25 protein-coding genes and 1 tRNA gene are annotated in these 25,913 nt (G+C 34.0%); 15 read left to right on the top strand and 11 right to left on the bottom strand.

Translation table 11 applies throughout. The annotated features are described in order from the left end of the window. Nucleotides 1-125: 125 nt before the first annotated feature. Entirely contained in the window at nt 126-362 is a 237-nt protein-coding gene (locus EJA19_RS07700) for a hypothetical protein (RefSeq protein WP_125467784.1), read from the top strand. A 4-nt stretch (nt 363-366) separates the two neighbouring features. Here the strand turns inward: EJA19_RS07700 and EJA19_RS07695 are convergent, their stop codons facing one another. Continuing rightward, nucleotides 367-1,767 (bottom strand): aldehyde dehydrogenase family protein, encoded by a 1,401-nt coding sequence (locus EJA19_RS07695; protein WP_240640245.1) that lies wholly within the window; start codon nt 1,765-1,767, stop codon nt 367-369. A 103-nt stretch (nt 1,768-1,870) separates the two neighbouring features. Between EJA19_RS07695 and polA the strand changes: the two genes are divergently transcribed. Next, nucleotides 1,871-4,714: a DNA polymerase I gene (gene polA, locus EJA19_RS07690; protein ID WP_125467782.1), complete on the top strand. Its 2,844-nt coding sequence runs from the start codon at nt 1,871-1,873 to the stop codon at nt 4,712-4,714. A gap of 5 nt (nt 4,715-4,719) precedes the next feature. Here polA and EJA19_RS07685 read toward each other — a convergent pair whose 3' ends face one another. After that, complete coding sequence (locus EJA19_RS07685; protein ID WP_125467781.1) at nt 4,720-5,889, bottom strand: lipase family protein; 1,170 nt, start codon at nt 5,887-5,889, stop codon at nt 4,720-4,722. A gap of 206 nt (nt 5,890-6,095) precedes the next feature. Here EJA19_RS07685 and rplM point away from each other — a divergent pair, with 206 nt between their 5' ends. The 11 genes from rplM (at nt 6,096) to EJA19_RS07630 (ending at nt 17,659) form a co-directional block, all read left to right on the top strand. Continuing rightward, the gene (rplM, locus tag EJA19_RS07680) at nt 6,096-6,551 is read left to right on the top strand and encodes a 50S ribosomal protein L13 (protein ID WP_125467780.1); all 456 of its coding nucleotides are present in this window, start codon (nt 6,096-6,098) and stop codon (nt 6,549-6,551) included. Further along, a complete protein-coding gene (gene rpsI, locus EJA19_RS07675; protein ID WP_125467779.1) occupies nt 6,551-6,937 on the top strand; it encodes a 30S ribosomal protein S9 in 387 nt (128 codons plus the stop codon). Before rplM ends, rpsI begins: the two co-directional genes overlap by 1 nt. A gap of 139 nt (nt 6,938-7,076) precedes the next feature. Continuing rightward, entirely contained in the window at nt 7,077-7,841 is a 765-nt protein-coding gene (gene rpsB / locus EJA19_RS07670; RefSeq protein ID WP_125467778.1) for a 30S ribosomal protein S2, read from the top strand. A gap of 98 nt (nt 7,842-7,939) precedes the next feature. After that, nucleotides 7,940-8,761, top strand: a complete 822-nt coding sequence (gene tsf, locus EJA19_RS07665) for a translation elongation factor Ts (protein WP_125467777.1) — start codon at nt 7,940-7,942, stop codon at nt 8,759-8,761. Between the two features lie 133 nt (nt 8,762-8,894). Next, nucleotides 8,895-9,602, top strand: a complete 708-nt coding sequence (gene pyrH / locus EJA19_RS07660) for a UMP kinase (RefSeq protein ID WP_125467776.1) — start codon at nt 8,895-8,897, stop codon at nt 9,600-9,602. 68 nt (nt 9,603-9,670) lie between these two features. Beyond that, nucleotides 9,671-10,225 carry a ribosome recycling factor gene (frr, locus tag EJA19_RS07655; protein ID WP_125467775.1) on the top strand — a complete coding sequence of 185 codons (555 nt, stop codon included), beginning with the start codon at nt 9,671-9,673 and terminating at the stop codon, nt 10,223-10,225. Nucleotides 10,226-10,271: 46 nt separating this feature from the next. Further along, nucleotides 10,272-11,549: a hypothetical protein gene (locus EJA19_RS07650; RefSeq protein ID WP_125467774.1), complete on the top strand. Its 1,278-nt coding sequence runs from the start codon at nt 10,272-10,274 to the stop codon at nt 11,547-11,549. Nucleotides 11,550-11,608: 59 nt separating this feature from the next. After that, nucleotides 11,609-14,023: an efflux RND transporter permease subunit gene (locus tag EJA19_RS07645; RefSeq protein WP_125467773.1), complete on the top strand. Its 2,415-nt coding sequence runs from the start codon at nt 11,609-11,611 to the stop codon at nt 14,021-14,023. A gap of 42 nt (nt 14,024-14,065) precedes the next feature. After that, nucleotides 14,066-15,499 (top strand): asparagine--tRNA ligase, encoded by a 1,434-nt coding sequence (gene asnS, locus EJA19_RS07640; protein WP_125467772.1) that lies wholly within the window; start codon nt 14,066-14,068, stop codon nt 15,497-15,499. 94 nt (nt 15,500-15,593) lie between these two features. Beyond that, nucleotides 15,594-17,054: an RNA polymerase factor sigma-54 gene (gene rpoN / locus EJA19_RS07635; protein WP_125467771.1), complete on the top strand. Its 1,461-nt coding sequence runs from the start codon at nt 15,594-15,596 to the stop codon at nt 17,052-17,054. Continuing rightward, entirely contained in the window at nt 17,051-17,659 is a 609-nt protein-coding gene (locus tag EJA19_RS07630) for a hypothetical protein (protein ID WP_125467770.1), read from the top strand. Before rpoN ends, EJA19_RS07630 begins: the two co-directional genes overlap by 4 nt. Here the strand turns inward: EJA19_RS07630 and EJA19_RS07625 are convergent. The 8 genes from EJA19_RS07625 to EJA19_RS07590 all read right to left on the bottom strand — a co-directional run bounded on the left by EJA19_RS07625 (nt 17,654) and on the right by EJA19_RS07590 (nt 22,886). Continuing rightward, nucleotides 17,654-18,367 carry a porin family protein gene (locus EJA19_RS07625; protein ID WP_125467769.1) on the bottom strand — a complete coding sequence of 238 codons (714 nt, stop codon included), beginning with the start codon at nt 18,365-18,367 and terminating at the stop codon, nt 17,654-17,656. The two genes, EJA19_RS07630 and EJA19_RS07625, sit on opposite strands and share 6 nt — an antisense overlap. 78 nt (nt 18,368-18,445) lie before the next feature. Then, entirely contained in the window at nt 18,446-18,931 is a 486-nt protein-coding gene (locus EJA19_RS07620) for an ExbD/TolR family protein (protein ID WP_125467768.1), read from the bottom strand. Nucleotides 18,932-18,944: 13 nt separating this feature from the next. Further along, nucleotides 18,945-19,580: an ExbD/TolR family protein gene (locus EJA19_RS07615; RefSeq protein ID WP_125467767.1), complete on the bottom strand. Its 636-nt coding sequence runs from the start codon at nt 19,578-19,580 to the stop codon at nt 18,945-18,947. Nucleotides 19,581-19,589: 9 nt separating this feature from the next. Beyond that, the gene (locus EJA19_RS07610; protein WP_125467766.1) at nt 19,590-20,042 is read right to left on the bottom strand and encodes a hypothetical protein; all 453 of its coding nucleotides are present in this window, start codon (nt 20,040-20,042) and stop codon (nt 19,590-19,592) included. A gap of 23 nt (nt 20,043-20,065) precedes the next feature. After that, nucleotides 20,066-20,842: a MotA/TolQ/ExbB proton channel family protein gene (locus EJA19_RS07605; protein ID WP_125467765.1), complete on the bottom strand. Its 777-nt coding sequence runs from the start codon at nt 20,840-20,842 to the stop codon at nt 20,066-20,068. Between the two features lie 75 nt (nt 20,843-20,917). After that, nucleotides 20,918-21,005, bottom strand: a tRNA-Ser gene (locus EJA19_RS07600). 81 nt (nt 21,006-21,086) lie between these two features. Beyond that, nucleotides 21,087-22,115, bottom strand: a complete 1,029-nt coding sequence (locus EJA19_RS07595; protein WP_125467764.1) for an asparaginase — start codon at nt 22,113-22,115, stop codon at nt 21,087-21,089. Nucleotides 22,116-22,118: 3 nt separating this feature from the next. After that, on the bottom strand, nt 22,119-22,886 hold the full coding sequence (locus EJA19_RS07590; protein ID WP_125467763.1) for a TatD family hydrolase: 768 nt from the start codon (nt 22,884-22,886) through the stop codon (nt 22,119-22,121). 158 nt (nt 22,887-23,044) lie between these two features. Between EJA19_RS07590 and EJA19_RS07585 the strand changes: the two genes are divergently transcribed. Together EJA19_RS07585 and EJA19_RS07580 are read left to right on the top strand one after the other, a co-directional pair. Next, complete coding sequence (locus tag EJA19_RS07585; RefSeq protein ID WP_125467762.1) at nt 23,045-23,500, top strand: retropepsin-like aspartic protease; 456 nt, start codon at nt 23,045-23,047, stop codon at nt 23,498-23,500. A gap of 62 nt (nt 23,501-23,562) precedes the next feature. Next, nucleotides 23,563-24,192, top strand: a complete 630-nt coding sequence (locus tag EJA19_RS07580; RefSeq protein WP_125467761.1) for a response regulator transcription factor — start codon at nt 23,563-23,565, stop codon at nt 24,190-24,192. 495 nt (nt 24,193-24,687) lie between these two features. Here the strand turns inward: EJA19_RS07580 and odhB are convergent, their stop codons facing one another. After that, nucleotides 24,688-25,905, bottom strand: a complete 1,218-nt coding sequence (odhB, locus tag EJA19_RS07575; RefSeq protein ID WP_125467760.1) for a 2-oxoglutarate dehydrogenase complex dihydrolipoyllysine-residue succinyltransferase — start codon at nt 25,903-25,905, stop codon at nt 24,688-24,690. Nucleotides 25,906-25,913 lie beyond the last annotated feature (8 nt).

Raw genomic sequence — 25,913 nt, 5'->3', positions numbered from 1 at the left:
TTCATCGATGTTTTTTGATTTTGTTTTCAGATTATCAAAAAATTTTACGTTATAACTATTTTTTTTAGCTGTTACGCCTTTTGCCTGTTTCTTTGTTCGAGAAATTAGAATTAAAAGCTAAAAAAATGAAAACGTTAGTTGCTGTATTAGGATTTATGTTTATCTCTACAACCGTTTTAGGTCAAGAAAACACGTCTACTATGACGACTTCTAATAACACTAAAATTACTACAACAAAAACTTTAAAAACCTCTAAAAAAGTAAGTAGTAATAAAACAACGCGTATCCTTTTAGAATCTGATTTTGATAGAGCAGCACTTTTATTTAGAGGAAAAAAATCTAAGCGAGTTAAACTTTGCTAGTCATTTAAAACCATTTTATCGTCCAATCCACTAATTTTTGTTTCATTGTTGTATACGGCGGAAACAAAAACTCCGTAGCACCTTTTGTATGCTGTTTTAATACGGCTCTCCTATTAGAGAATGCTTCAAAGCCATAAAACCCATGGCTTTTCCCAATACCACTATTATTGCTACCGCCAAATGGTAAATGATGATTACTGTATTGTAACACATTATTATTTATAGCTGTTGTACCCGCTCTAGTATTTTTTATAATGTAATTAATATTCGATTTGCGCTTACTATAAATGTATAACGCCAATGGTTTCTCTTTTGAATTGATATAAGCAACAGCTTCCTCTAGATTGCCATAAGTTTTAATAGGTAAAATTGGTCCAAAAATTTCTTCTTGTAACAAACTAGCCTTTTCAGGAAGATTGGAAATTACGGTAGGCTCAATAAAGTTCTCTGTTTTGTTTGATACACCACCAATCTCGATTATAGCGTTATGTTGTTTGGCATTTTCAATATGATTTACCAGCCTATCAAAATGTCTATTGTTCACTACACGGCTGTAATCAGCAGAATGATTGGTGCTTTTCGTATAAAACACTTTTAGTTGTTTTTTAAATTCTGAAATAAACGCCTCTTTTACAGTTTCGTCTATTAAAATATAATCCGGCGAGACACAAATTTGTCCATTATTTAAAAACTTACCCCAAGCAATTTTCCGTACGGCATGGCTTAAATTTGCGGTCTTATCAATAATGGTTGGCGATTTCCCACCTAACTCTAAAGTTACCGAGGTTAAATGCTCGGCTGCAGCTTTCATTACTATTTTGCCAACTGCTGGAGAACCTGTAAAAAAGATATGATTGAATGGTAATTGCAATAATGCTTTGGACGTTTCTACAGCACCTTCAACTAGTGCCACCTCATCTTCTGTAAAAATTTCCTGCACTATTTCAGCCATGATCCTAGAACTGTTAAGTGTCATTTCAGAAGGTTTTAAAATCACCGTATTTCCAGCAGCTATGGCACTCACCAAAGGTCCAAATGTAAGATTAAACGGAAAGTTCCATGGCGAAACAATCAAGCAAACACCTTTAGGTTCGTAAGTTACCCAGGACGACGATCCCAACAACGCCATAGGCGTTTCTACTTTCTGGCGTTTCATCCAAGATTTTAAATTTGCCGAAACAAACTTAATTTCACTAACAATGGGATAAATTTCGGTAAGATCTACTTCCAATTGAGGCTTTTTAAAGTCCTTATAAAGCGCTTCTCTTATCCTATCCTTATAAGTCACCTCAACAGCATAGCGCAAAGCCTTAAGCTTTTTTAAACGCTCTTTATATGTTGTATTTCCAACCTTAAACTGATTGTTTTTCTGACGGTTAAATAATTCTAAATATGGGTTTTCCAAAATTATCGTGAATTTACGTTTGTGTAAAATACAAATTGCAAATCAATTTATTCATAATCTTTCATAGTTTTCGTAGTTTTACGTTTCTTTCAAAACACGATTCATGTCAGAACAAAAACGTTTATTTCTAGTCGATGCTTATGCCTTAATTTTTCGCGGGTATTATGCATTTATAAAAAACCCAAGAATTAATAGCAAAGGCGTCGATACTTCGGCCATTATGGGCTTTATGAATTCGCTTTTAGATGTTATAAAACGAGAACGCCCCGATCATTTAGCTGTTTGTTTTGATAAAGGAGGAAGTGCCGATCGTGTAGAAATGTTTGAAGCCTACAAAGCCAATCGTGATGAAACACCAGAAGCCATAAAAGTAGCCGTTCCTTACATTCAAGATATTTTAAAAGCCATGCATATTCCCATTATGGTGAAAGAAGGTTTCGAGGCCGACGATGTTATAGGAACCCTCTCTAAACAAGCCGAAAAACAAGGCTACCAAACGTTTATGGTAACACCAGATAAGGATTTTGCACAATTGGTTTCAGATAATATTTTTATGTATCGTCCAAAATCGTTTGGCGGTGGCTACGAAACTTGGGGTATTCCCGAAGTGCAGAAAAAATTTGAAGTAGAACGCCCAGAGCAGGTTATTGACTTTTTAGGTATGATGGGCGATTCCAGCGATAATATCCCTGGATTACCTGGCGTTGGTGAAAAAACTGCTAAAAAATTCCTAAAAGCCTATGGTAGCATGGAAGGTCTTTTTGAAAATATCCATGAATTAAAAGGCAAAATGAAAGAAAAGGTTGAAGCCAATCAAGAATTAGGCTTACTATCTAAAAAACTAGCGACTATTATGCTGGATGTTCCTGTCGAATTTGATGAAACCGATTTTGAAATGTCTGAACCCGATATTGAAGGCGTAACAAACATTTTTCAAGATTTAGAATTTAGACGACTTACCGAAAACTTTCTAAAAACCTTTGCTCCAGATCAAGAAACACCAGCTCCTTCAAAAGACAACAAAGCTGAAACAAAATCAAAACCTAAAACAAATACAACTGCAGGTGCGGGGCAATTTTCATTATTTGGTAACGATGGAAAAGCTCCATCGGAAACTACACCCGAATACACCAGAAAAGTTGCTAAAACCACTTCGCACTTTTACCAAAGCATAAACACGCCATTGGCAAAACGATTGTTTATAGAAAAACTCATGCAACAAAAATCGGTTTGTTTTGATACTGAAACCACAGGTTTAAATCCGTTACAGGCCGAATTAGTAGGCATTGCTTTTTCTTGGGAAACTGGCAAAGGATTTTACCTACCTTTTCCTGAAGATAAAACCGAAGCCCAAGATTTAATTGAAGAACTTCGCCCATTTTTTGAAAGCGAAACTATCGAAAAAATAGGTCAGAACTTAAAATACGACATCAAAGTTTTAGCCAAATACAACATCGACGTAAAAGGTAAATTGTTCGATACCATGTTGGCTCACTATCTTATCAATCCAGATATGCGTCATAATATGGATGTGCTTTCGGAAACCTATCTTAACTACACGCCAATTTCCATTGAAAGTCTTATTGGAAAAAAAGGAAAAAACCAATTATCTATGCGCGATGTGACTTTAGACAAGCAAACCGAATATGCCGTAGAAGATGCCGATATTACACTTCAGTTAAAAGAACATTTTCAAAACGAATTAGGCCAAGCCAACACCCAAACTTTATTCGATGAAATTGAAGTCCCTTTATTACGTGTTTTAGCCGATATGGAATTAGAAGGTATTAATTTGGATACCACTTTTTTAAACACCCTTTCCAAAACATTAGATAAAGACATCAAAGATTTAGAAACCAAAATCTATAAAGATGCTGGCGAAGAGTTTAACATTGCGTCACCTAAACAATTAGGAGAGATTTTATTTGGCAAACTTAAACTGGTTGACAAACCTAAAAAAACAAAATCAGGACAATACTCTACCGCCGAAGATGTTCTAAGTTACTTAGCCAAAGACCATGCTATCATTCAACATGTTTTAGATTATCGTGGCTTAACCAAACTAAAAAGCACCTATGTCGATACCTTGCCAGAGCAAGTTGACCCAAAAACAAAACGTGTTCATACAGATTACATGCAAACCGTTGCTGCCACTGGTCGTTTAAGTAGTAACAACCCTAACTTACAAAACATTCCTATACGTACCGAACGCGGACGACAAGTGAGAAAAGCTTTTATCCCGCGTAGCAAAGACTATACATTACTCGCTGCCGATTACAGTCAAATTGAATTACGTATTATTGCTGCCTTAAGCGAAGAGGAAACCATGATTGAAGCTTTTAAAAATGGTGAAGATATTCATGCTTCAACTGCTGCCAAAGTATTTAATGTTCCAATTTCTGAAGTAACCCGTGAACAACGTAGCAATGCTAAAACCGTAAACTTTGGAATTATCTATGGCGTATCGGCTTTTGGACTTAGCAACCAAACTTCTTTAAACCGTACCGAAGCCAAAGAATTAATAGATACCTATTACGCCACATATCCTAAATTAAAAAGTTACATAGGAAAACAAGTGGATTTTGCTCGCGACCACGGCTATGTACAAACCGTTTTGGGACGTAGAAGATATTTAAAAGACATTAACTCTAGAAATGCCGTTGTTCGTGGTGCCGCAGAACGTAATGCCGTTAATGCGCCTATTCAAGGTAGTGCTGCCGATATTATTAAATTGGCTATGATTTCCATTCATAAAAAGTTAAAAGATGGTAACTTTAAAACTAAAATGCTATTGCAAGTACATGATGAGTTGGTATTTGATGTTTACAAACCTGAATTAGAAACCGTTTCTAAACTTATTAAAACCGACATGGAACAAGCTTACAAACTTATTGTTCCTTTAGATGTTGATGTAGATACTGGCGATAATTGGTTAGAAGCACACTAACTCACTTACAAGTCGGTTAATAAAAATTTGTTCTCAAGTTTATCATAAGCCATTGTATCCCATTTTTTAAGCACGTGAACATAATACCCGTATGGCTTGTGTTGAAAGAATGATTTTTCTTTATAGTAGTATTTACCTTCAACCTCTGTAAATTTTTCTCGGTCTCCAACCGTCATATTAGAAACATCTACTTCCACCTGTGGAAACTCGAACGAATCAATTTCCATAATCTTTCCTGTAGGGTAATAATTAATATCGTCTATAAACTCAGGCATATCAACTTGTCCAAACCTAAAGTTAACAAACTTATTAATTAAAGAGTTTGAGTTTTTTATATGGCTTTTTAAACCACCTTCAAAAAGCTTAACTAACATATTCTTTCCAAAATTTTTAGCATCAAAATCAGTTTCACCAAATACCCAAGAGGCTATGGTTTCTTTATTAAGTAATTTATCGTCTTCATTATAGTTAATGGGTAATTCTGGAATAGGATCTTCAGGGTTTATAATCGAAAAGCTTGTTTGTGTGTCGCTAAATTGTTGGTCATAGTCATTTGCAAATTCTTTGTTACCACACATAGGAGCTGCAAAAGCATACGTTTTAAAATTATTTTTTTGGTTAAATGTGCCTTCAGGCAAGTGTTCTAAATAAGCTCGCATTAATGTAGCTAAAGCGCCACCTTGGCTATGTCCAGTTATTATAATATTTGAAATACCTTTTTCATTCAATGTTTTTACTTGCTCTATAATATCCTTAGAAAGCATAACAACCGTTAGTGCATAACCAGAATGTACCGCTGCGCTATCAACTTGTGTAAACGTGTAATTATAATCTTTTTCTTTAATAGTCATGTTTCCTTTGGCAGGTATCATGGCTGCATAACAGTTTTCTACCCAACTCACCATCTTATCTGTAGAACCTCGAAAACTTATAACACCATACTTATCATTATCAAATACACGAAATTTATTATCCATAGACATAATACCAGAATCATAATTAAGTGTAAATGCTTCGGGTAAAATAGCATCGTGTGAATTAAATTGTTTATCAAAATTGAATGTATTACAAAGCGCTATACTAGAAATAGCTTCCTCATTTTTAAAACCAGTTTTAAACTGAGAAAAACAAAACGTGGTCGTTAACATGATTATAATGATTTGAATGTTTTTCATAATGACGTGTTTTAATTTTTGGTGATAAACCTTAAAATACAAAAACGGTTCCAAAGTATAAATTAGTCTAATTTTAGATGTATTTTTTACTATAAAAGCCTATACTACTTAAAAATAACGTAGAGTATTTGGTAATCAAATAGATTATCGTAAATTTGCAAACTCTTTTTTAAGAGAGGAATGTTTAATAATTAAATTTAAAAAGTGTGGACACATTAAGCTACAAAACCGTTTCGGCAAACAAAACCACTGTAAATAAAGAGTGGGTTTTAGTTGATGCTGAAGGGCAGACTTTAGGTCGCTTAGCTTCAAAAGTTGCAAAACTTTTAAGAGGTAAGCACAAGCCTAACTTCACACCACACGTTGATTGTGGCGATAACGTAATCGTTATCAATGCTGAAAAAATCAACTTAACTGGAAACAAATGGGACGACAAAACATACATTCGTCACACAGGCTATCCAGGTGGGCAAAGAAGTTTAACTGCCAACGAACTATTCTCAAAAGATCCAGCGAGATTAGTCGAAAAATCAGTAAAAGGCATGTTACCTAAAAACAAATTAGGAGCAAACCTATTTAGAAATTTAAACGTTTATGTAGGTGCTGAGCACGATCACGACGCTCAAAAACCTAAAACAATTAACTTAAACGAATTTAACTAATGGAAGTAATTCACAAAATTGGTCGTAGAAAAACGGCTGTTGCTCGTGTATATGTTGCTCCTGGAAAAGGAAACATCACAGTAAACAAAAAAGAATTAAATACTTACTTCCCAACTGCAACATTACAGTACAAAGTAAATCAACCGTTAGCAATGACTGACAACCAAGACAACTTTGACGTATCTGTAAATGTAATTGGTGGTGGTATTACAGGTCAGGCTGAAGCTGTTCGTTTAGCTTTATCTCGTGCTATGTGCGAATTAAACGAAGAAAACAGAAGCATTTTAAAGCCTGAAGGTTTATTAACAAGAGACCCAAGAATGGTAGAGCGTAAGAAATTCGGTCAGAAGAAAGCGCGTAAGAAATTCCAGTTCTCTAAACGTTAATATTTTAAACAAAATTTTAATCCGTTATTGTTGTCCATGGCCTATTAGGCTAGGATTTAGTTTAGCATCTAAATGTTTAAGGCCGTTACAAACGCCACTTAAATATTGCTAATTCAACAGAACGTAAACTATTACAAAAATGGCAAAAGCAGAAGTAAAAGAGTTATTAGAAGCTGGTGTACACTTTGGTCACCTAACTCGCAAATGGGATCCTAACATGGCTCCTTATGTATATATGGAGCGTAATGGCATCCATATTATCAACCTCTACAAAACAGCAGCTAAGATTGAAGAAGCTAGCGCAGCATTAAGCAAAATCGCAGCTTCAGGACGCAAAATCTTATTTGTTGCTACTAAAAAACAAGCAAAAGATATCGTTGCCGATAAAGCTGGCAACATTAACATGCCTTACATCACAGAAAGATGGCCAGGTGGTATGTTAACAAACTTTGTAACCATTAGAAAAGCAGTGAAGAAAATGGCTGCCATCGATAGAATGAAAAAAGATGGTACCTTCAATTCACTTTCTAAAAAAGAGCGTTTACAAGTAGATCGTCAACGTGCTAAATTAGAAAAGAACCTTGGCTCTATTAGCGACATGACGCGTTTACCAGGCGCACTGTTTGTAGTGGATATTAAACGTGAACACATTGCAATTAAAGAAGCACAAAAATTAAACATTCCAATTTTTGCTATGGTAGATACCAACTCTGACCCACGTCAAGTTGATTATGTTATCCCAGCAAATGACGATGCTTCTAAATCTATTGAGAAAATATTATCGCATGTAACCGATGCAGTTGCTAACGGCCTTCAAGAGCGTAAAGCTGAAAAAGAAGCCGCTAAAGCTGCTCCTAAAAAAGCCGCACCTAAGAAAAAAGCTGCTGCTGAAGAGGAAGAATAAACTAAACATAATATTTACTTAACACATTAAAAGTCGTTCAGTTTGTTTCTTAACAGAGTAAATTAAACGACTTTTTTTAAATATTTTAAACACACATTATGACAAAAATAACAGCCGCAGAGGTTAATAAATTAAGAAAAGCTACCGGTGCTGGAATGATGGATTGTAAAAAAGCATTGGTTGAAGCAGAAGGAGATTTTGATACAGCTATTGAAATTCTACGTAAAAAAGGACAAAAAGTAGCCGCAAAAAGAGCCGATAGAGAATCTACAGAAGGTGCTGCAATTGCAAAAGTAAATGCAGATAACACTACTGGTGTAGCTATTGTTTTAGGTTGCGAAACTGACTTTGTTGGTAAGAATGAAAACTTTGTAGAGTTAGCTAATAAATTAGCCGATTTAGCATTAACAGTATCTTCGAAAGAAGAACTTTTAGCTGCCGATTTTGATGGTATGCCAGTATCTGAAAAATTAGTTGAACAAACTGGTGTTATTGGAGAAAAAATTGACATTAACGCATTTGAGAAAATCGAAGCGCCATTTGTAGGATCTTACATCCATGCAGGAAACAAAATTGCAACATTAGTTGGTTTATCGGCTAACGTAGAAGGTGCCGATGTTGCTGCTAAAGATGTTGCTATGCAAGCTGCAGCAATGAACCCAATTGCACTTAACGAAGAAGGTGTTGATGCTTCAGTTATCGAAAAAGAAATTGAAATTGCTAAAGATCAATTACGTGCTGAAGGTAAGCCAGAAGAAATGTTAGACAACATTGCTAAAGGTAAAATTAAGCGTTTCTTTAAAGATAACACTTTAGTTAACCAAGCGTTTATTAAAGATAGCAAACAAAGTGTTGCACAATACGTTAAAACTTATGGCGATGTAACTGTAACATCATTTAAAAGAGTTGCTTTAGGATAAACCTAAGTTTTAAAACAATATACTTTAAAAGCCTTGGTATGATACCAAGGCTTTTTTTATAATTTAAAACCACAAAACACCATAAAGAAAAAACAAAATTTTATGTAGTTTTGCTAAACTTTCTATCAGAGTCATGAAATATAACAGAATTTTATTAAAACTATCTGGCGAAGCCCTAATGGGAAATCGCCAATATGGTATAGATCCAGAACGTTTAGCCGAATATGCTAAAGACATAAAAACTATTACCGATAAAGGTGTAGAAGTTGCCATTGTTATTGGTGGTGGAAATATATTTAGAGGGGTTGCTGGAGCTAGTAACGGTATGGATCGCGTACAAGGCGACCATATGGGCATGTTAGCCACAGTAATAAACGGCTTAGCCTTACAAAGTGCTTTAGAAGACGCTGGAGTACCTACACGCTTACAATCTGCCGTTAAAATTAACGAAGTAGCAGAACCCTTTATTAGAAGAAAAGCCATGCGTCATCTAGAAAAAGGGCGTGTTGTTATTTTTGGTGGCGGCACAGGAAATCCTTATTTTACAACAGATTCTGCTGCGGTATTACGTGCCATAGAAATTGAAGCAGATGTAATTTTAAAAGGAACTCGTGTAGATGGTATTTATAATGCCGATCCAGAGAAAGACGAAAAAGCTGTAAAGTTTGATCATATTTCTTTTGATGATGTGTTACGAAAAGGCTTAAAAGTTATGGATACCACAGCTTTTACACTAAGTCAAGAAAACCAATTACCTATAATTGTTTTTGATATGAATAAAAAAGGAAACTTACTAAAGGTGGTTTCTGGTGAAAAAATAGGAACAAAAGTTAACTTGTAATTAAAATTTAAAATATTTTTGGTTTACTTTTTGAGGTAACTTTTTTATTAAACTAAACTTTTTTGATTATGAACGAAGATATTGATTTTATATTAAGCTCCACCAAGGATTCCATGGCTCACGCGCTACAACACCTTGAAAAGCAATTATTAAATATTCGTGCTGGAAAAGCTAGCCCAAGCATGTTAGGTAGTGTTATGGTAGATTATTATGGCTCTCAAACACCATTAAACCAAGTAGCCAATGTTAACACACCAGATGGTAGAACTATTTCGGTGCAACCATGGGAAAAAAACATGCTACAAGAAATAGAAAAAGGTATTATGCTTGCCAACTTAGGGTTTAATCCTATGAATAATGGCGACATGATTATTATAAACGTTCCGCCACTTACCGAAGAACGCAGAAAAGACTTAGCTAAGCAAGCTAAATCTGAAGCAGAAGATGCTAAAGTAAGTATAAGAAACGCCAGAAAAGATGCCAATAACGAATTAAAAAAGTTAGATATCTCTGAAGACCTTCTTAAAAATGCTGAAATTGATGTTCAAGAAATGACAGATAATTATGTTAAAAGAACAGACGAGATTTTAAGCGTTAAAGAAAAAGAAATTATGACTGTATAAAATAAAGGCAACGAATTATCGTTGCCTTTTTTCATATAAAAACTTCATGCCTAAACACTGTGCCATTAGCTTATTTTTCGTGCTATGTTTCTATTATGCACAGTCTCAAAATCCTAAAAACGACTCTGTAACTGTTGCTAACGACTCCATTAAAAAAGCAGCTTTTATAAAAAGTCTTACTAATGGATATTTCCCTACTAAATATTTTAATTTCGATTTAAAATATTTAATAAAATACAACCAATATGAAAGCTTTAGACCTGGTTTAGGAGGCGAAACCAACAAAGCGTTTTCTAAAAAATATAAAATAGCAGCCTACGGAGCCTATGGCTTTAAAGACAAAGAATTTAAATACGGAATAAGCGGTGGCGTAAGGATTATTCCAAACACAAATACCTGGATAAATGTTTCTTACACCGATGATCTTTTAGAAACAGGGAGTTCTAACTTTTTAACCGATAAAAGGTTTTTTCAAATATTTCAACCTAGATTGCTTAATATCGATTTGTTCCATAGGCATGTAACAAGAGCTCTATCTTTTAGTCATCAAATATCACCTAAGTTTTTATCAGAAATACAATTTGCTTTAAGTGATATAGATCCAACTTATAACTACCAATACTTTTACAAAAATAAATTATATAGCAACTTTAATTTATCGACTACCACACTATCGTTTCAATGGAGTCCTTTTAGTGTTTACGAGTCTATTAACGATGCCATAAAAGAAACCAAAAACGGTTTTCCAAAGTTCACTTTACAGTTTACCCAAAGTTATCGTAACCTTTTTAATGGTGATTTTAGTTTCTCTAAGGTCGATTTTAGAACTATCCACCAAATAAATTACAACGATAGAGCATCAAAATCTGAAATTGTTTTAAGATCAGGCCTAGCATTAGGCGACACTCCTTTAACACATTTATATCATGCCTATCCTAACAACATCAATAAAGAAACTATCTTACAACGGTTTTCGGTAGCGGGACTCTACAGTTTTGAAACCATGTATTTTAATGAGTTTTTCTCCGACCGTTATGCTACCTTACAAGTAAAACACTTTTTTAAACCCTTTGCTATATCACAACGCTTCAAACCACAACTAGTGCTTATTACAAGATTTGCTTTAGGTAGTATGAATCATATCTCTAGACACCGAAATGTTAACTTTAATACATTAGACAAAGGCTATACCGAATCGAGTATTGAAATTAACAAATTATTATTTGGTTTTGGTTTAAGCGGCTCATATAGGTATGGCGCTTACCATCTTCCTAAGCTAGAAGATAACATTGCCATTAAGTTTACATTTAACATTACTTTATAGTTAAATTAATCTTTGTAATCATTAGGTTTTTCCTACCTTTGCGGCTCTTTTATTAGAATATGTTTAAACTACTTACTAGAGGGTTTTGGGATGGTATAGCTAGAGTTATTTTACGTAATAAAATAGTTATACTTACATTGGTTTTATTGGCAACTATTTTCTTTAGTTACCAATGGAAAAACATGCGTTTTACCTATACCGAAGCTAATTTACTTCCAGACGATCATCCTATAAACTTAGTTTATAACGATTTTCTTGATAAATTTGGGGAAGAAGGAAACCTTATAGTTCTTGGTGTAAAAGATTCTTCGCTATTTACGGTTGACAATTTAAACGCTTGGAATAAGTTATCTGATAACTTAAAAAACTTCAACGAAGTTACTTCTGTTATATCTATAAAAGATTTACAAAAGCTTAAAAAGAATACCGAAAAGCAAGAATTTGAATTAAAACCTTTTATTGCCGATAAAATTGCTTCAACAGCAGAAATCGATACATTAAAACATCAGTTATTTTCTCAATATCCGTTTTACGACAACTTTTTATTTAACAGTAATACGCAAACTGTAAGAACGGCTATTTATATAAAAAAGGATATTGTAAATACGCCAGCCAGAAAGGCTTTTGTATTTGATCATCTACAACCAGAAATTGATGCATTTGAAGCTAATACTAGTTTAGATGTACGCGTGTCTGGTATGCCTTATGTAAGAACACTTAATGCCCAAAATATTATCGATGAAATTGGAAAGTTTATTGGCCTTGCTTTAGCCGTAACATCCTTAATATTCTTTTTCTTTTTCAGGTCGTTTAGAGCCACTTTTATTTCTATGCTTGTGGTTTGTATTGGGGTTATGTGGACCTTTGGTATTATTGGGTTATTAAACTATGAAATTACCGTTCTTACAGCTTTAATCCCACCATTAATTATTGTTATTGGTATTCCTAACTGTATTTTCTTAATTAATAAATATCAGCACGAAGTAAAATTACATGGTAATAAAGTAAAATCGCTTCAACGTGTTATTACTAAAATTGGTAATGCCACATTAATGACCAATGTTACTACAGCTTCTGGTTTTGCCACCTTTATTTTAACCGAAAGCCAGCTGTTAAAAGAGTTTGGTATTGTTGCGTCTTTAAGTATTCTAGCCATTTTTATGCTCTGTTTACTTATTATTCCTATTATTTATACATTTTTACCACATCCAAAGGATAGACATTTAGAACACTTAAACAAACGTTGGATTGGTGGTTTTGTGGATTGGATGGAACGCATGGTAAAACACAAACGTATTACCATTTACATTACATCGTTAATTTTACTTGTAGCCAGTATTATTGGTATTTATCAAATACGAATTTCTGGAAGTTTAATTGAAGACATGTCTAAAGAAGCCCAATTCTTTAAAGACATACGCTTTTTCGAAAAAGAGTTTAATGGCATTATGCCAGTAGAAATTTTAGTTGATACAAAACGTAAAAAAGGGGTTATGAAACTAAGCACCTTAAAACGTATGAATGAACTAGAAGACGTTATAAACGAAATTCCAGAGCTTTCAAGACCTGTGTCGATAGTAAGTTTGGTTAAATACTCCAAACAAGCCTATTACAACGACAACCCTAAATATTACCAATTACCAACCTCGCAAGAGCGTAGTTTTATTTTAAGCTATGTTAAAAATTCTTCTTCCAATGTAGAGTTGTTACAAAACTTTGTAGATAGTACCGGGCAATATGCACGTATTACAACCTTTATGAAAGATATTGGAACCGATAGAATGGAGCGTATTGAAGAAACCCTTCAAGAAAAAATACATAAAGTATTTCCTAAAGAACGTTACAAGGTTACCATTACAGGAAAAGCGCTAGTGTTTCAAAAAGGCACAAAATATCTCGTTAAAAACTTAGCCATTTCATTATCATTAGCCATTTTGCTCATTTCATTGTTTATGGCGTATATGTTCCGTTCCTTTAGAATGATTATTATTTCGCTTGTTCCAAACATTTTACCCCTCGTTATTACGGCTGGATTAATGGGGGTTGTTGGTGTACCTATAAAACCTTCAACCATTTTAGTGTTTAGTATTGCGTTTGGTATTTCGGTAGACGACACCATTCACTTTTTAGCTAAGTATAGACAGGAACTACAATCCAATCACTGGAAAATACGTAAATCGGTTTACGGCGCCTTAAAAGAAACCGGCGTAAGTATGTTTTATACCTCTATTGTGTTGTTCTTTGGATTTTCGGTATTTACCGTTTCCGACTTTGGCGGAACAGTTGCTTTAGGCGCTTTAGTATCGGCTACACTATTGTTTGCTATGCTATCTAATTTACTTTTATTACCATCGTTACTATTATCATTAGAAAGAAATATTGCCAATAAAGAAGTATTAAGAAAGCCTGCCATTAACATTATCCCAGATGATGAAGATGACGATGAAAACCTACAACAAAAAGACACTTTATAAAAAACATTGAAAGACTTATCTTTGAACTTATAAAATATAACTATGACATCTTATACCGTTGCAGAATTATTAACACAAGAACCAAAGCTTCAACCTATAGAAGTTAAAGGTTGGGTTAGAACCTTTAGAGCAAAACGTTTTATTGCCTTAAATGACGGATCTACCCTAAAAAACATTCAATGTGTTGTTGATTTTGAAAACACCGATGAAATTTTATTAAAACGCATTACTACAGGTGCGGCTGTTCATATAAAAGGAGAGTTAGTAGAAAGTCAAGGAAAAGGTCAAAACGTAGAAATTACCGTTACTGAAATTGACATTTTAGGCGATTCTGATCCAGAAACCTACCCTATTCAACCTAAAAAACACTCTTTCGAATTCTTAAGAGATAACGCCCATTTACGCACAAGAACAAATACCTTTAGTGCTATTATGCGTTTACGATCGTCGTTATCGTTTGCCATTCATAAATATTTTAACGAGAATGGTTTTTATTATATGCACACGCCAATTATTACAGGAAGCGATGCCGAAGGTGCCGGAGAAATGTTTAGAGTAACAAATTTAGATGATAAAAACCCACCATTAAACGACCAAGGCGATGTAGATTACAAAGAAGATTTCTTTGGCAGAGAAACAAACCTTACTGTTTCAGGACAATTAGAAGCCGAAACGTATGCCATGTCTTTAGGAAAAGTATATACGTTTGGCCCTACATTTAGAGCAGAAAACTCTAACACATCACGCCACTTAGCAGAATTTTGGATGATTGAACCCGAAGTTGCTTTTATGGACTTAGATGGTAACATGGACTTAGCAGAAGATTTTATGAAAGCTGTTTTAGGTCATGTTTTAGAAAATAACATGGACGATCTTGAGTTTTTAGAAAAGCGTTTACAAGACGAGGAGAAAACAAAACCTCAAGCCGAACGTAGTCCAATGTCCTTAATTGAAAAATTAAAATTTGTTGTAGATAACAATTTTAAACGCGTAAGCTATACCGAAGCTATCGATATTTTACGCAACTCCAAACCCAATAAAAAGAAAAAATTCAACTATATAATAGAAGAATGGGGAGCAGATTTACAAAGTGAGCACGAACGCTATTTAGTAGAAAAACACTTTAAATGCCCTGTAATTTTATTTGATTACCCAGCCGATATTAAAGCCTTTTATATGCGCTTAAACGACGATGGTAAAACCGTTCGTGCTATGGATATTTTATTCCCTGGTATTGGCGAGATTGTTGGTGGCGCCCAACGTGAAGAACGTTTAGAGGTTTTAAAAGAAAAAATGAGTGCTTTAGATATTGATGAAAAAGAACTTTGGTGGTATCTCGATTTACGTAAATACGGTACCGCTGTTCACTCTGGATTTGGCCTAGGTTTCGAGCGTTTAGTCATGTTTGCTACGGGTATGACCAATATTAGAGATGTTATCCCGTTTCCAAGAACACCTCAAAATGCCGAATTCTAACAAAAACACACATAAAAATTCAATAAAACAATCTATGTTTACATATAAAATATAGATTGTTTTTTTTTAAATTTATTGAAACCTTTTATTACACATGCTCAAACAACATTTACAGTTTAAATTATCGCAAAAATTGTCGCCGCAACAAATTCAGTTAATGAAACTGATACAGTTGCCAACACAAGCCTTTGAGCAACGTCTTAAACAAGAACTTGAGGAGAATCCAGCTCTAGAAAGTGGTAAAGAACAAACCAAGGAAGAATTTGATGATGTTTTTGAAGACACTCAAGACGATTTTTCAGATAATGAAGAAATCAATGCTGAAGATATTAATGTAGATGAGTATTTAAGCGACGATGAAATTCCTGATTATAGAACACGCTCCAAAAACTACAGTAGCGACGATGAAGAAAAAAATGTACCTTATGCCGCTGGCACATCGTTTACACAGCATTTAAAAAATCAGCTCAACACCTTTAGGCTAAATGACGAAGAGCGTGGTATTGCCGAGTTTTTAGTAGGCAGTGTTGATGAAAGTGGTTATGTAAGACGTACTTTAAGCGATATCGTAGATGATTTAGCTTTTACGCAGAATATTTACACTGATGAAACCACCGTGGAAAGCGTCTTAAAAAAAGTACATCAATTAGATCCTGCTGGAGTTGGCGCAAGAGACTTACAAGAGTGTTTAAGTATTCAATTACATCGAAAAGAGAAAACGAAAGCTATTGAATTAGCTATTAATATTATTGATAATGCTTTTGAGCAATTCACAAAAAAGCACTACAAAAAATTATTGCAAAAATTTGATATTGATGAAGAACAACTTAAAGATGCTATTCATGAGATTGAGCGTTTAAACCCTAAACCAGGTGGTTCATATTCTGGAAATAACAGAATTGTAGAACATGTTGTACCCGATTTTGCTATAAAAATTGTTGATGGCGAACTAGAACTTACCCTAAATGGTAGAAATGCACCAGAGCTTCATATTTCTAATGAATATAGCAACATGCTTAAAGGCTATAAAGCCTCAAAAGATAAAACTAAATCACAAAAAGATGCTGTGTTATTCATAAAGCAAAAGCTAGACGCCGCCAAATGGTTTATCGAAGCTATTAAACAACGTCAACAAACACTATTTGTAACCATGAGTGCTATTATGCACTACCAAAAGGACTATTTTCTCACAGGCGATGAACGTAATTTAAAACCTATGATTTTAAAAGACATTGCCGATGAAATTGATATGGATGTTTCTACCGTATCGCGTGTGGCTAATAGTAAGTATGTAGACACTCCTTATGGCACAAAATTAATTAAGGAGTTCTTTTCTGAGTCTATGAAAAACGATCAAGGTGAGGATGTCTCTACCAGAGAAATCAAGAAAATTTTAGAAACCGTTATTGAGAAAGAAAATAAAAGAAAACCTTACACTGACGAAGCCTTATCTAAAATATTAAAAGAAAAAGGCTACCCAATTGCTAGGCGAACAGTTGCTAAATATAGAGAGCAACTAGATATTCCTGTAGCGCGATTGCGAAAAAAAATATGACACATCATATCTTAAAAAGCATATCGTTTATATTTCATCCTATTATTATGCCAATGATAGGGGTGCTTTTTTATTTCTCCAAAACGAGGCGGTTTATCCCTGATGAGATTATTTATGCCAAATTAGTATCGATTTCTATTTTAACAATTTTGCTTCCTATCTTGCTTTATTTTCTACTTAAAACACTAAATAAAGCCGAAAGTATTTACTTAAAAAATGTGAAGGAACGTATTATTCCGTTGTGCTTAAACTGTATTATTGTTCTTCTTATTATAAACCGCGTTCTCCCTATTTCTGAAATTATTGAACTCTATTATTTTTTCCTTGGCATTTTAATATCGACTATTACCTGTTTGGTTTTAGCTATTTTTCAATTTAAAGCCAGTATTCATATGATGGGGTTGGCAGGCGTAACCATGTTTTTCTTTGCTTTAAGCCTATATTTTAGTATTAATATAAATGGCACACTTGCTTTATTAGCTGTTATTACGGGAGCTGTGGCAACATCAAGATTACATTTAAAAGCACACACTTACCCAGAATTATTGGTGGGGCTTTTTATTGGTTTTATGCCGCAGTTATTGTTAATTAATTACTGGTTATAGCATATAAAATATTAACCCAATTCTAATTTCGTTAATATCAATCGTATTGCCATTTACTCTGGCATTATTTTCAAACAATGGCGTTAAGGCATAATAAATATGAAAGTTCCAGGTATTATAACCAAAGCCTAACGTTGCACCATATTGAAATTTATTAAACCCATCTATATTATCTAAAGTAATTTTTCCTAAACTTCCTTTATATTTAGCGGCATTATAGAGTGAATAACCAAACTTAACACCACTATATATACGCCAAAATTTGTAACTATCGGCCGTGGAACTTCGCCATCTAAACTCGAAAGGAACCTCTACTAGATAATTAATCAATCTGTTTTTTGTGTAGGTAACATTATCTAGACTGTTTAGTTTTTCAAATGTATAAGTACCTGATTCGTCTTTATTAATAAGTAAATTATGGTTAAAACTGCTTCTGGCTAGACCGAAACCTAAACCAATGGCAAGGTTTCTTCGTTTATTAATAGGCATATCTTTTATAAAGCCTAAATGAAATCCACTTGAAAAACCTGTTTGGGAGATGTTGCTTGGCTTATTGGCCATCAGGTTATACGTTATACTAAAATAAAACTGATCTTCTTTATAACGCTTATCTAAGGCTTTTGTAGAATCTGTAGCAACATTGCTCTCTTGTGAAAAACCAACACAAGTAATAAAACAACATAAAAAGAAGAAGGAAATAGGTTTCATAGACATTATAAGCTACATATAAATAAAGGCGTGATGATTTCTCAAAACGCCTTTAATTTATAAAATTAAGATTATCAACTAATCCTTTAAACCAGCTAAAGCATCGCCTTTTCTGGTTGTATAATTTATTTTTAGAGCATTTACTTTACGTAACTCTTGTTTAATATCGGTAACAATACCCATATTAGCATCGCTATCTACTTTTAAAGATGTGGTAAGAAAAGGAACTAATTCCTCTCTTTTTGATGCGCGTTCTGCTTGAATAAAAGCAGCGATATCGTCAACATCGGCGAATTTATCATTTAACTGAATTCTTGCCTCTGTACCATATTTACTTTGATAGTTGCTACTAGGTTTACCAACATATATATACATAACCAAATCTTTTTTATCTAGTTTTTCAACTTGGTCTGCTGCGGGTAAACTGTTTTGCACCTTTAAAGTATTTTGTCTCATTACTGTTGCCACCATAAAGAAGAACAATAGCATGAATACAATATCTGGTAAGGATGCTGTAGAAATCGCAGGTAAATCACCTGATTTTTTCTTTTTAAATTTAGACATATCTCTGTGTTATCTAATTAGACTTTTTAGGCTCTGCCTCAGAGAATTTTTGAGGAATTAATAGTTTTATTTTCTCTAATTTCTCTTTTAATTTATCCTTCTCGCTAGAACTTGTTCGTGGGTCGTTATATCGCTTTTCGGCTTCCACAAAACTCATATCTTCGCCAGGAAAATCTCTTTTAAATTCTCTATTTCTTAACTGGTTGTATGCCGCGATAACTTCATTTTGCACAGCAATATAAGTATCGTACTTAGTTGCTCTATCACTTTGTAAGGAAACTACTGCTTTTTGGAAATTATCTGAAGATTTAGGGTTTTTATTCCCTTTACATCTCTTACAGGCATCTTCACCAGTACCGCCACCATTATCAAGAAATTTTACTGCTTCGGCTCTTAAATCTTTTATATTTAAAAGCTTTTCTTCTCCTCCAGTTTTAAGTAACAGTTCGTTATTTCTGTTTACGTTTATCTGGAAAATATTTTTCTCTTTAATGATAACATCTTCTTCTTGCTCTTCCATAGGAGGTAGTTTTCTGCTTAATCCAGAATCTGTTTCTATGGTTGTTGTTACCAAGAAGAAAATTAATAGTAAGAAAGCAATGTCAGCCATTGAGCCTGCATTCACTTCTGGTGCTGATCTTTTTGCCATAATTAATTGTTATCTGTTTATCATTTTTTTAACTCCTGAAAATAACATGGCTCCACCTGCTATTAATACTAGGAAATAGAACATGTATAGTCCTGCTCCTATAAGCTTCGAACCGTTTTCAGAAAGCATTTCACCGTCACTTAATGGGGTTTCTACACCATTGGCAAAAGCGAAATAACAAATAAGCGCTAACAGCACAAAAGCTCCTAGACCTATTAACGTGTTTTTTAATGTTGCCGTATTCGTGAATAGATTTTTTAACACGAAAATAACAACTAAGCCTATTACTAATAACATAACAATGTAAGCAATATAGGCTATAGGATCGATAATAGCTGTATCTCCTGCTAAGGCATCTGCTTTAATAGTATCGTCCCCTGTCGCGATAAGGCTAATTAGGGCAACAATACCAGCAATACCTAATAGGCCAGCTAATATTTTTAAAATCTTATGTAAACTCATAATTGTATTTAGTTAAAAAATTATTACTTCTTATTTCTAATCAATAAGTCCATTAAAGTAATTGAAGCATCTTCCATATCGTTAACGATACTGTCGATTTTAGCAATAATGTAGTTGTAGAAAATTTGAAGAATAATTGCAACGATAAGACCAAATACCGTTGTTAAAAGTGCTACCTTAATACCACCTGCTACAAGTGATGGTTGCATATCTCCAGCAGCTTGAATTTTATCGAAGGCTTTAATCATACCAATTACAGTACCCATGAAACCTAACATTGGTGCTAAGGCGATAAATAAAGAAATCCAAGAAACGTTTTTCTCTAATTGTCCCATTTGCACACCACCGTATGCTACAACAGCTTTTTCGGCTGCTTCGATACCTTCGTCTGTTCTATCTAATCCTTGGTAGAAAATAGAAGCAACAGGGCCTTTTGTGTTACGACAAACTTCTTTAGCGGCATCTACACCACCAGATTGTAATGCGTCTTCAACTTCTTGAGTTAATTTTTTTGTGTTTGTTGTAGAAAGATTTAAAAAGATAATTCTCTCAATAGCGATTGCTAGACCAAGAATTAAACATAATAAAACGATCCCCATAAAAACTGGACCACCTTCTATAAAACGTTTTTTAAGTTCTTGGTGAAATCCTAAGGTTTCTTCTTCTGCTGCATCGTCTTGGGCAGCATCTTCTTGAATGGTTGCTGCAACTGCGTTCGCAGAGGTTGCATAAGTAGTTGCGTTAGCTGTTCCTAATGCCATAAAACACATGATGGCAAGGATAGAAAATAATCTTTTCATTGTTCTTGTTCTTAATTTTATTAGTTAAAGTGTTTAAAGATATAAAAAAAATGTGATTATAGAATAAATTATCAGCAGAGAGGAAGGGATTCGAACCCTCGATACGCTTTTGGCGTATACACACTTTCCAGGCGTGCGCCTTCGACCACTCGGCCACCTCTCTGTTTATTTTGGTATTATTCTATAATACGACCAAGCAAATAACAAAAAAACTTTTGAAAGGTAAAAATTTTCACAGTTAATTTTATGTCATTTCCCCTCTTAAAGAGGTTTCGAATATGGTTTTGAACGTTTTAGAGGAAACTTTTTCTCCTAACATATACATTAATTTTGTTACAGCGGCCTCTGTTGTGATGTCTTTTCCTGAAATTACACCTAACGATTTTAGCTGAGAACTCGTTTCGTAGCTTCCCATGTTAACACTTCCACCCGAACATTGGGTTACATTTATAACTTGAATATCGTTTTTTAAGGCTGTTTTAATTACATCAACAAACCAATCTTCGGTTGTAGCATTGCCAGCACCATATGTTTCTAAAATAATGCCTTTTAATTTAGGATTGTGTACCATGCAATCTAAAACGGCTTTTGATATTCCTGGGAATAACTTAATTAATGCAATATTATTGTCAAACTGCTTGTGTACAACTAGTTTTTTTCGCGCATTGGGTTTAAATAAATCCTCATAATTAACGTTTAAATGCACGCCAGATTCTGCTAAATGTGGGTAATTTAACGACTCGAAGGCTTCAAAATGTTCGGCATTTATTTTTGTTGTTCTGTTTCCTCTGTATAATTTATATTCAAAATATAGCCCCACTTCTCTAATTACAGGTCTGTTTCGCTTTTGTAGCGAGGCCATTTGTATAGAAGTGATTAAATTTTCTTTGGCATCTGTTCTTAAATCCCCAATAGGTAATTGCGACCCGGTTAAAATAACGGGTTTTGCCAAGTTTTCTAACATAAAACTTAATGCTGAAGCCGTGTAACTCATCGTATCGCTGCCATGTAACACGACAAAACCATCATAAGCATCGTAGTGTTCTTCTATTATTTCGGCAATGTGCACCCAATAACTAGGATTCATGTTTGAGGAATCGATAGGCTCATCAAAAGATACTGTTGAAATATTGCAGCTTATTAATTTTAACTCAGGAATACGCTTCAACAAGTTATCAAAATTAAAGGCCTTTAAAGCTCCTGTATTAGGGTTTTTTACCATACCTATGGTTCCACCCGTATAAATTAATAGTATATTAGGTTGCTTATCCATAGATTATATTTTAAAAATCTCTTTTGAGTTTTGAGTGGTAATTTTTGCGATGTCTTCTTGTGAAACACCATATAATTCCGATAGCTTTTCCAAAACTTTTACCACATAAGCACTTTCGTTACGTTTCCCACGATAAGGTTTTGGTGCTAAATATGGGGAATCGGTTTCTAGAACGATATGCTTTAAATCTATTTGATTTATAAATTGATCTATTTTCCCATTTTTAAAGGTTACCACACCACCAACACCTAATTTCATATTATAGGATATAGCTTTTTTGGCTTGTTCTAAGGTTCCAGTAAAGCAATGGAAAATGCCGTAGAGTTTATCATCATTTTCTGTTTCTAAAACGTCAAAAATTTCATCGAAAGCTTCGCGACAATGAATAACAATGGGCAAGTTATAGTGTTTAGCTAATTGTATTTGATGTTTAAACGCCTCTTTTTGTATTTCTAAGGTAGAGGTGTCCCAGTATAAATCGATACCAATTTCGCCAACAGCACAAAACTCACGTTTGGCTAATTGTTTTTCAACATGTGCTAATTCTGTTTTGTAATTTTCTTTTACAGATGTTGGGTGTAACCCCATCATTAAATGTACGTATTCTTTAAAATTAGCTTCTAACTCGTACATAGCTTTTGTATAAGTTGAGTCTATGGCAGGAATAAAGAATCGTTTTACACCAAGATTTAAAGCACGTTCTATCATTTCTGCTCTATCTTCATTGAAAGCGTCACTATATAAATGGGTATGGGTATCGGTTATAATCATAAGCACAAAAATATAAAAGTCGTTAGCATTGTCGTATATTTTCGCTTACTATTTCATCATGCTAGGCACATAAAGCATTTTACCTTAATTTATTATATTACAACCGTTTTCTTAATATGAAGCGTTGTATTTTTACGGTTCTATAAATTTAATGAAGTATGAAAGAGAAATCTCCTGAAGAATTAAAAGACTTTTTACTAAAAAAAGGATACGTTAGAAAAAAATTACATCTTACCAAAACCAATCATTTTGAAATTAGAGCCTCTATAAACGGTGTAAAAGGATCGTTTATTTTAGATACAGGTGCTTCGAGCTCTTGTTTAGATTTTGAAAGTATTGACCGATTTAAACTTAAAGCAAAAGATTCTGAAGTTAGAGCTGCAGGTGCTGGCGCTAGTAATATGATGACACAAATCTCCAAGAAAAATAAAGTAAAAATTGGTAAATGGAAAAAAGAAAAAGTCGCTTTAATTTTATTTAGTCTTACCCATGTTAATACGGCTCTTGTTAATCATAATGCAGATCCTGTTGATGGGATAATTGGTGCCGATATTTTAAAAAAGGGAAAAGCAGTTATAGATTACGAAAAAAAATACTTGTATTTAAAGCTGTAATACTTTTCTTCTAAAAAAAGAAAAGTTATTATCTTTACAGAGATTAGATTAATAGCCTCATCATGAAAACGCCCTCAATTATAATAGCAGACGACCATCCTCTTATACTTAAAGGGCTAGAAGATTTCCTAAAAGAACGTCATTATAATGTTTTAGATAGCGCTAAAAATGGCAAACAAGCTTATCAACTTATAGAAGATTTGCAACCAGATATTGCCATTTTAGATATACAAATGCCTTATTTAACAGGCTTACAAATTGCCGAGAAGTGTAAAAACAATGAATTTAACACCAAAATAATTATAATCACTTTCGAAAAAGATGAATCTATCTATAACCAAGCCAAGTCTTTAGGCATTTATGGTTATGTCCTTAAAGAATTTGCTCTTACCGAAATAGAAAACTGTATTGCTTCTATTTTAGAAAACACCTCTTATTTTAGCCCAGAACTTCTCTCTCACTTAGAAAAAGAACAAGTTCCAGAAGAACTTAAATTATTAACCCCTACCGAAAAAGAGGTTTTAAAGCTCACCGCAAAAAACAAAACAGCCAAAGAGATTGGTGATATTTTATTTGTGTCTAATAGAACCATAGAAAAACATAAAAGCAACATCTCCAAAAAACTAAAATTAGAGTGCAAACATACTAGCCTAGCACTTTTTGCTAAAGAAATTGAGCCTTATTTAGAGTAAAAATACGTAGTTCTACGTATTGTTTGATATCCTTTTATTTCCGAATTTTACAATGCTATTAATTACAAGGGGAATAAAAGGCTCTATACACAGCATATTTTGTGATAGAGCTTTTTTTTATGAAATCTCTGCCAAAAAATACGTATTTCTACGTATTGTTTGATATCTATTAAAGTAAGATATTTGAAGTGCTATTAATCAAAACACCCTTTTAATTATTTTATTAGAAGGATCATAAAAACTCTACGTCAAAGGGGGCGTAGAGTTTTCTCAAAAAACCCAACAAAGCTATGCCAAGTGAATACGAAAACCTTTATGTCATGAACAACAATTTAAAACCTATTGGTAAGTATTTTATAATTGGTATTATAGTGCTCGCTATAGCAGTAATTTCATTAAATATACTCGTTAATTTTTTTTAGTTAGTTAGTTGTATAAAAAAGCGCGATGAAACAAATTTCATCGCGCTTTTTTGATTTTAGAAAGTTATTTTTCTTAAAGCTCTAAAGCTTTTTTAACATCACCATTCATTAATAATTCTACTGGATTTTCTAAGGCTTCTTTAATAGACACCAAGAACCCAACAGACTCTTTACCATCAATAATTCTATGATCGTAAGATAATGCTAAATACATCATTGGGTGAATTTCTACTTTACCATCAACAGCAATAGGGCGCTCGATAATATTGTGCATTCCTAAAATACCACTTTGTGGTGGATTAATAATTGGTGTAGATAACATACTACCAAATACGCCTCCGTTAGAAATAGTAAATGTTCCTCCTGTCATTTCATCGACAGTAATTTGCCCATCACGAGCGCGAAGTGCTAAACGTTTCACTTCTGCTTCAACACCTCTAAAGGTTAAGTTTTCTGCATTTCTAATAACAGGTACCATTAATCCTTTTGGGCCTGAAACAGCAATACTTATATCACAAAAATCGTAAGATATCATTTCCTTACCATCTATCATAGAGTTTACTGCTGGATATTCTTGTAACGCTCTTACAACAGCTTTTGTAAAGAAACTCATAAACCCAAGGCTTACACCATGTTTTTCTTTAAACGCTTCCTTGTATTGTTTACGAAGCTCGAAAATAGGTGTCATGTTCGCTTCGTTAAACGTTGTTAACATAGCGGTTTCGTTTTTAGCAGATACCAAACGTTCTGCTACTTTACGACGAAGCATAGATAATTTTGAACGCGATTCACCTCTGTTCCCTCCTGTTGGGGTTCCCATAGATGGTTTTGCATTAACAGCGTCGTCTTTTGTTACGCGGCCATCTTTACCTGTCCCTTTTACTTGTGAAGCTTCTATGCCTTTTTCGGCTAATATTTTTTTAGCTGCTGGACTTGCTGTTCCTGTTGCATAAGTTTTAGTTTCTGCAACTGGCTCTGCTTTCTTTTCTTCGGCCTTTGGTGCTTCTTGTTTTTTCTCTTCTTTTGCTGGTGTTTCACCACCTTCTGGCTTTTCGGCACTTGTATCTATTAAACATACAACTTCTCCTACAGCTACAGCATCGCCTTCTTCGGCTTTTAGTGTAATGGTTCCGCTAGCTTCTGCTGGGAGTTCTAGTGTTGCTTTGTCACTATCAACTTCGGCAATAGCTTGGTCTTTTTCTACGTAGTCACCATCTTCTACTAGCCATTCTGCTATTTCTACTTCGGTAATAGATTCACCTGGTGAAGGCACTTTCATTTCTAAAATCATTGTGATAT

The sequence above is a fragment of the Mangrovimonas spongiae genome (genome assembly GCF_003944795.1).
GTDB classification, from domain to species: domain Bacteria; phylum Bacteroidota; class Bacteroidia; order Flavobacteriales; family Flavobacteriaceae; genus Mangrovimonas; species Mangrovimonas spongiae.
The sequence above is the reverse complement of the archived record's forward strand: the minus strand, read 5'-3'. Positions and strand labels throughout refer to the sequence as shown.